Annotated in this window: 8 protein-coding genes; 2 read left to right on the forward strand and 6 right to left on the reverse strand. The window is 35.2% G+C overall.

What is annotated here, in order from left to right; translation table 11 throughout:
• Nucleotides 1–198: 198 nt before the first annotated feature.
• The 4 genes from NI465_RS16035 to NI465_RS16050 all read right to left on the reverse strand — a co-directional run bounded on the left by NI465_RS16035 (nucleotide 199) and on the right by NI465_RS16050 (nucleotide 3,257).
• Nucleotides 199–1,101, reverse strand: a complete 903-nt coding sequence (locus tag NI465_RS16035; protein ID WP_253145956.1) for an RES family NAD+ phosphorylase — start codon at nucleotides 1,099–1,101, stop codon at nucleotides 199–201.
• Between the two features lie 11 nt (nucleotides 1,102–1,112).
• Nucleotides 1,113–1,415: a helix-turn-helix domain-containing protein gene (locus NI465_RS16040; RefSeq protein WP_253145957.1), complete on the reverse strand. Its 303-nt coding sequence runs from the start codon at nucleotides 1,413–1,415 to the stop codon at nucleotides 1,113–1,115.
• Nucleotides 1,408–1,764 (reverse strand): type II toxin-antitoxin system RelE/ParE family toxin, encoded by a 357-nt coding sequence (locus NI465_RS16045; protein ID WP_000269907.1) that lies wholly within the window; start codon nucleotides 1,762–1,764, stop codon nucleotides 1,408–1,410. The genes NI465_RS16040 and NI465_RS16045 overlap by 8 nt, the downstream gene beginning before the upstream one ends.
• A gap of 521 nt (nucleotides 1,765–2,285) precedes the next feature.
• Nucleotides 2,286–3,257, reverse strand: a complete 972-nt coding sequence (locus NI465_RS16050) for a GlxA family transcriptional regulator (RefSeq protein ID WP_253145958.1) — start codon at nucleotides 3,255–3,257, stop codon at nucleotides 2,286–2,288.
• Nucleotides 3,258–3,389: 132 nt separating this feature from the next.
• Here NI465_RS16050 and NI465_RS16055 point away from each other — a divergent pair, with 132 nt between their 5' ends.
• Nucleotides 3,390–4,274 (forward strand): MBL fold metallo-hydrolase, encoded by an 885-nt coding sequence (locus NI465_RS16055; RefSeq protein WP_253145959.1) that lies wholly within the window; start codon nucleotides 3,390–3,392, stop codon nucleotides 4,272–4,274.
• Between the two features lie 84 nt (nucleotides 4,275–4,358).
• A complete protein-coding gene (locus tag NI465_RS16060) occupies nucleotides 4,359–4,901 on the forward strand; it encodes a cysteine hydrolase family protein (RefSeq protein WP_005176773.1) in 543 nt (180 codons plus the stop codon).
• Between the two features lie 195 nt (nucleotides 4,902–5,096).
• On the opposite strand, the gene NI465_RS16065 is transcribed toward NI465_RS16060, so the two are convergent.
• Nucleotides 5,097–5,642: a plasmid replication DNA-binding protein gene (locus tag NI465_RS16065; protein ID WP_253145961.1), complete on the reverse strand. Its 546-nt coding sequence runs from the start codon at nucleotides 5,640–5,642 to the stop codon at nucleotides 5,097–5,099.
• Between the two features lie 67 nt (nucleotides 5,643–5,709).
• Nucleotides 5,710–6,633, reverse strand: a complete 924-nt coding sequence (gene repM, locus NI465_RS16070) for a replication initiation protein RepM (RefSeq protein WP_005264850.1) — start codon at nucleotides 6,631–6,633, stop codon at nucleotides 5,710–5,712.
• Nucleotides 6,634–7,802 lie beyond the last annotated feature (1,169 nt).

Here is a 7,802-nt window from a genome sequence, read left to right on the forward strand (position 1 = left end):
TATTTTAGGGCATTTTAATATTTTTGTATATATATCAAAAGCTTATTTACATTAAAATAAAGTGATTTAACTAATGAGAATGAAAAAATAGGAGAAATTTTTATTGGTGAGAATATAGACACTTTAAATGGGTTCTAACAACCATACTTCGCATAAGATTTTTTATGTTAAATAGATGTCAAATGTCGATAAGAACAATTACTTTCCGGAAGCCTTATTAAAGTGAGATAGATCTGCACTATTAATATCTTTTAATTTATTCATTTCATGTTCTGTAAAATTATAGATAGGAATAGAAGATAGGTCTGTATCGTCATGCCAGATAAAATTTCCATTTTCATCAATACCTTCCGCAGCAGAAAGGAGTTGATGATCATATATCCCCCATTTTTTTACTTTTTTTACTTTTAAAGTTAGGCAGATGACATTCTCAAATGCTTTATCTGATTCATTAGCTTCGACAGCTAAATTGTATGCCCCAATATCTTTAACGCTCGGGTAAGCTATAGCTTTCGCATGGGCTTTTTTAAGTAATTCATTGGATAAAGTTCTGGTAAATAAGTATTGATTTTCAGATGCTTTGTTATCAGCAAGTATTTCAGAAAAATACTTATCAATATAAATTAAGTTCGAGGCTATATTTTTAGGAGAGGAGTTAATCAATTGATTGATACATCCTTCTGGATCATGACCTAAGAATTTGACATAACCTGTTTTAAAAACATTCCAAAATTCACCAACTACAGCAATTCTTAATTCTTCATTCTCTTTTATTTTAAATCCAGCTAATTGAATTATATCATTTTCTTTAGATTTTATCTCTGCTAGAGCGGTTTCTCTTCTAGACGCTAAGTAGAAAAAAGGACATCCTTTTTCATTCATTCTTCCATAATTGACTAAATGTTTTGGTGGGTAATCTAAGTCATCAATATTTTTGTAAACATTATCTTGGATTTTTCTAGCTCTCCAAAAAATAGAACCTCGTCCAAACTCGAAACTGAGTACTTTATAATGATCTAGTACTTTCCTAAGATGATTTATAAAATCATCTGAACTTCTTAATGCTTCCTCAAATAGAAAGTCTAGATCATCAAGATTCATATACTCTCATCTTAAATATTGAAACCAATATGTTTTCCTGTCGGAAGCTCTACATCAATACGGAGCTTTCCACCCATTGCCTCAACATACTTTTTCATGGTTGAGATCTTCAAATCATTGCCACGATTTTCTATTGCTGAAAGCGATGGCTGTTTTATTCCCAAAGTTTCAGCCAATTCTTTTTGAGAGATTTCGAGTTCTTCACGAATAAGGCAAAGCTGATTTTCTAGTAATAATTCATCAGCCATTTTTTGAATACGAGCTTGGCTCTCTGGAGAGCGGTTAGCTAATAATTCTTGCAAAGTTTTAGCCATTAGATTGTTCTCCTAATGTTGAGAGATGAAGTTCATATTGTTGGTCTGCAATCGCCAGCATCTCTGTATAGAATCGCTTCTTACCGCCTTTATCACCAATACAAAGCACAATGGCCTGACGTAATGGATCAAATGCAAAAAAAGCTCGGAGTGGTTTACCACGATGTTGAACACGAAGCTCTTTCATGTTGGTAAATTTAGAGTCATAGACGGTATCTACTAAAGGGCGGCCTAAGCTCGGTCCCTGTTGCTGCAGAACAACCAAAGCGGCTAAGACTTTCTCTTGTGTCGATTCATCTTGCTGTTCAAGCCATTCATTAAATAGATCTGTCGTAATGACTGTCCACATACCACAACCAAAATATAGATTACAGTCTATATTTTAGGGGCATTATGCTTGTTTTGCAAATGAGAAATGATAGGCAATAAAAAACCCCGGCATCCTGCCGGGGTTTTTCGTATTGGTTCGCTCGGTATAACTCCTGCCGTACCTTACAGTCCTTGTGCTTATCTCTTGTTATTCTTGTATGGAACTTCCTGTTCCCGATGAGTTCATCATAGGAAAATTCCACTGTCCCAGGTAGCCGCAAAGGGCCGAGATTTATGTACGCCAGAGCGTACAAAATAGCCTAAATTTTATCCACAGCAATTGGGGATAGTTTCGGACATTGAGGCATTGATAAAATTTGAAAAATCTCAAAATTGACTATTTTTTAAACAATTTTATTGGTAAGAAGTATCAAAACCGCTCATAAAAAAGCCGACTTGTTTCAAAATCGGCTTTTTGCGGTTTTTATGATCAGGATTAATTTTTTAAGTAATTGATTTTAAAATTAATATACAAGTGTACTTCGTATAACAGCCATTATGTTAAATGGGTGGATTATTTTCATTAATGATCCCAAAAGCTTTTCTCCATGCCTGAGGGCTGGTGCCATATTTTTCACGAAAATTTTTTCTAAATGACACGGTATTATTAAAACCTGAAAGCTCGGTTATCTTTTCGATAGACAAGTTTGTCGTTTCTAAAAGTTCACAACTTAATCTGATTCTTTCAGTATTCAGCCAATCGACTAGGGTCATGCCTGTCGCTTTCTTAAAATGCCGTGTGAACGTCCTGCGTGTCATATGTGTCCGTTCAGCGAGGCTTTCAATATTATGTTGTAAAGCTAAATTCTTTCTTAAAAAATCAAGTAATACATTAATTTGTGCATCTTGGCTCGATTCTGCGACTGGCTGTTCAATAAACTGAGCTTGCCCACCTTCACGGTGAGGCGGGATCACCATTACTCTAGAGACTTTATTCGCAATTCGTGCATTATAGATTTCACGTACCAAGTACAAGCAGCAGTCTAACGCTGCGCCTGTTCCAGCAGAGGTTACGATCCTTTGGTCCTCTACATACAGGGCGTCATTATCAAGCTGAACCTGTGGAAATCGTTCACTAAAATCTTGTTCAGCCATCCAGTGCGTAGCTGCTTTTTTATGGTCAAGCAGCCCTGCATATGCCAATGCATAAGTTCCATAGCATAACCCTACAATTCTAATTCCAGTCTGATATGCACAATTTAGGGCATCGATAAGTACTTGTTCAGGCTCATGATTAAAATCATCCCATCCAGGAATAATAATAAGATCCGACTCTTTAATGAGTTCGATCCCCCCATCAGGGATAATCATCATAGACTGTTCTGTTTTTACGGGTTGGCCATCTATAGAAAAAATTTTCAGATCAAATAAGCGTTTATCTTCAATCCTGATATTGAAAATGATATGGGGGATAGAGAAGTGAAATGGATTTATATTGGGATAAACGAACAATCCAATCACTGGTATAGCCATTCGGTCTACCTCTCTAAAATAATAAATATAGCATGTTGTCCCAATAGTTTCGATGATTGTCCTTAAAGACAATTTTATTGCTTAATTTTTCCTATCATGATTCGAGTATGACTAAATGATTGGATCTGGAACATGAATAAAATTTTAAGTAGCTCTGTTATTGCACTCTCTCTGGCAATGGCTTCAGTCCATTTATATGCGAATGATAAGGTGGTTCAGCGAGATACTTCTAAAGTTATGCATATACAAGAAATTCGCAATGCAACGATTAAAGTAACCTATGCTGATACGACTTTTTTAATTGACCCAATGTTTGCTAAAAAAGGATTCTATGAAGGTTTTCCTGATACTCATCGTAGCTATTTACGGAACCCATTAGTCGATTTGCCTATCAAGCCCGAAACGATTTTAGAAGGTGTAGATGCGGTAATCGTGACCCATACCCATTTAGATCATTGGGATGATGCAGCACAAGCGACTATTCCGAAAAACATGCCGTTGTTTGTACAGAATAAAGAAGACCAGAAAATCATTCAGTCACAAGGCTTCAAAGATGTTCGTGTATTAACTCAAGCGACCTTTGAAGGGATTAAGCTCACTAAAACTGGTGGTCAACACGGTACTGATGCCATGTACCGTATTCCTAAGCTTAAAGCTGGATTAGGTGAAGCAATGGGTGTGGTATTTGAAGCTGCTGGCCATGAAACTGTTTATGTGGCAGGAGATACCATCTGGCGTTCTGAAGTTGATCAAGCGATTCAAACATTTAAACCTGATGTGATTGTCTTGAATACAGGTAACGCCTTGGTTGATGGCTTTAAAGAATCCATTATTATGGGCAAAGAAGATACTTATCATGCAACTCAGAAAGCACCAAATGCTAAAGTGGTTGCTGTTCACATGGATGCAATTAACCACATGTCGGTAACACGTGCTGAGCTTGCAGAATATGTAAAAGACAAAGGAATTCAAGATAAGGTTTTAATTCCTATCGATGGTGAAACACTTTCTTTCTAAAGTAACTTAAAGAAATGGAATACTTCCACTTCTTTAAAAACCTAAGTAGAACAAAACAAATATTAGTTAAGTAAAGGAACAGATATGTCAAAATCAGCTTTATTAGTTATCGACTTACAAAATGAATATCTACCTACAGGTAAATTACCCTTAGTAAATATTGAACAAGCTGCTGCTAATGCAGTGAAAGTAATTGCGAAGGCCCGTAAACAGGGTACTCAAGTGATTCATGTCCAACATATTGCTGATGCTGAATCTCCTATATTTGAACCTAGCTCAAATGGTATTGAATTTCAGGACACAGTTAAGCCGCAAGAAGATGAATCTGTGATCATTAAAAATCACATCAATGCGTTCTTAAACACGAATCTCAAAGAAATTTTAGATAGCAATCAAGTGACTGAGTTAGTCGTGATTGGTGCTATGAGCCATATGTGTGTTGATGCTGCTGTTCGTGCTGCTTCTGATTTTGGTTATAAGGTAAAAGTTATTCATGATGCTTGTGCAACACTAGACTTGGAATTTAATGGCGTTAAAGTACCTGCTGGTCATGTCCATGCAACATTAATGGCCGCTTTTGAATTTGCATATGCTCAAGTGATATCAACTGAAGATTATGTTAGTTAAAGATTAAGATTTTCTAAAATTAACATAATACACCTTATACGAAATTCTATTTTTATTTCATATAAATCATAGTCTTATCGTGTAGTAAAAAGCCCAGGCACACCGTTCTGGGCTTTTTTAGCACTTTAACCTGTTCCACGCCTACTATTTAACCAATGTTCCACGGGTTTGTTCATCTGAATTAAACAATAATCGTTAATCATAGGGTCTAAAAAACCGACTCCAAAATCCCCTTTTCTCAGGTTCAGGTTCTACATGTTCAGGGATCGGAATCCGTTTAGGTTCGGTAGTAGTCAATCCGTCATGTTTCGTATCATCGGTGCTCGGTTCTGGCTGTACCTGAGCTGCATTCGCTTGCGACTGTTCTTGATCGGTAAACGTAGTCATATTGGCTTTTGGAGCTTCCAGTAAGCGCTGCATAGCTTCAATCTGTTCTTGATAAAACGATTCACGTTCTAATGATTGATTTTCTCTCTGCACTGCCTGATTTAACTGTTTTTCCAGTATGTCAACTTGACGTTTTAGTAAGTCAACTTCTGTCAAGTTTTGACTGTTAGTTGATTGACTCTGGTTGACAGTAGAGTTGTTCTTTTGAGGTTCTCCAAACACTCTCAAAGCTTCTGCAAAGTCAATTAAACCATCAGATCCTTTTGATAAATTCCCTTTTTTTATATGAGCATAGACAGCCTGTCTAGAATATCCATATAGTTTTGCTAGTTCTGAAACTGACAGTTTTTTCATTATGTAAACCAGTTTTCAAATTGTGTTAATAGTTGACTGTTAACTTTACTATGTCAATTGACATCATTTATTGAAAGCCAACTTTTCGAAGTAATGGCATAAGTTCTTTTAATTTACTTGGTTCTTGTAGCATAGTTACAATCCGCGCAGCAAACTGTTCATAGCTTTCAGTACCTTGTGAAAGTTTAGCCATCTCAGGAAGTTCTGATAATTTACTAGCAAACAAATAGCGTTGTGCATCTGTTAAATTGATTTTTATCTCTTTGTCATGGCCAATATTATTGGTTGTATTCGTTACTGGCTTCTTCTGTTTAAAGCTAAATGAAAAGCCTGTAATAGATCTGCCTGTTTTATGTTGTTCAACGTTGACAATAATATCGGTATGTTCATTTACTTGTTTTAATGCAATGTCCAAAACATATTTCTTAAAATCGTACATTCTTTTATATTCAGTCTCGAGTACACCTATTTTTTGTCTGAAATCGTAGATAGTTATAAGAGGCGTTTTTCCAGTGCTACGCCATGCAATCAATATTTCATATAAACGAACAGCATAAGCACTCGTTAAATTACTTATTTGTTGTATCTCATACTTCGTAAATTGCTCTTCTAGCCTAGTAATTAAAGGCACAATAGCGGGAGCAAAAATAAGTCTAACAACAGCCTCATTATCAATATAAGCAACCTCGCTTACCCATCTTGACTTGTGATTAATAACATTACCTTTTTCACTAAGACTCTGATAACTGAATTGTCTTGCAAATAGGTCATCACAAGCATCTTTTAATGCCTGATAAGCAGTATTTCGATGTACACCAAATTGATTGATATAACTTTCAGCATGAACTGTTAATGGATCATTAGCATTTATCCCTTTACCTGATTCTCTGGCTTCAACGATAGCTAAAAGAATTAATCGTTGTTCTACTAGATCAAGGTTATAACTAGCATTAATTAAAGCGTTATCTTTGACAATTAGTTCTGTTTTCATATGAAAAAGTTATATTTTTAAGTCAATAAGACGAGGCTATATTATTAACTCGCTTAATGCAAGGTAAACCTCGTTTTAATGCAAGGTAAACCTCGTTTTAATGCAAGGTAAACCTCGTTTTAATGCAAGGTAAACCTCGTTTTATAATCTCTAAAATCCTTACAAATTAAGACCTTTAGCGCATCTAAAAGCATTTAAAATCTTTAAAAATAATTAAAAGCCCAAACCATGAAAAATTGCCCTTGGTTTTCGCTACGCTCAAACTCTATTGAATCTCGCTTTCGCTCGATTCGTGGGGCAATTTTTTAGTTAATATTTTCGTGACTTTGAAAAAAAAGCAAATGCAACTCGGAATTCGCTTCGCTCATAAAACTTTTTATTCGAGCTTCGCTCGATACATTGGCATAAATCCCGAATCGCTTTGCTCTATTTTTCCTATCTAGGAGCCAATACAGCATTGTAATCAGAGAAAAGACTTCTAGAATTTTAATTATGGGACGTCACTCGTAGACACTCGTTCGGTTCTTGAAAGATAAATATAAAAACATAATCTAATTTGCTCTCATTTGCGATTTTTAGCCCCTGTTTACCAGTTTGTAAGGAGTGAGGGTGCTTTATATCTAAATAAGCCTTAAAACGCATTTAAAAGCGATTTTTAATCATGTTTAAAAAACTTGGTTTTAGTTTTGGGCTTTTTTCATTTTTGATCAGCAGATCGGAATGCACGCTTACGCGTTTCTCGGAGAAACTTAAATTAGATATCTTTAAATTGTCCTGATTGGACCAGTCTTTAATTTATTTATCTCTTCTGGAACATCATTTAAAAAATTAGTCATGACAAAAAAATAGAGATAAAGCAAAGGAGGATTTTCTAGGGCAGGATAGGCAGCAGCCGTTAAATAGAGTTATTTGTGGCACAAAATTTAGTTGTGACGAAAAGAGAGCGGAGTGAGATTTCGTAAGTATACCGAGAGGAAGTTTGGCTATTTACAACCTAAAAAATATTATGGTTTCGTCTTTTTTATTAAAAAAAATAACAATAAAATCAGTATTTTATATTAAAATGCCCTAAAATGTCTATTTTAGGGCATTTTAATATTTTTGTATATATATCAAAAGCTTATTTACATTAAAATAAAGTGATTTAACTAATGAGAATGAAAAAATAG

The organism is Acinetobacter lwoffii, assembly GCF_024129855.1.
GTDB classification, from domain to species: Bacteria; Pseudomonadota; Gammaproteobacteria; order Pseudomonadales; family Moraxellaceae; genus Acinetobacter; species Acinetobacter lwoffii_L.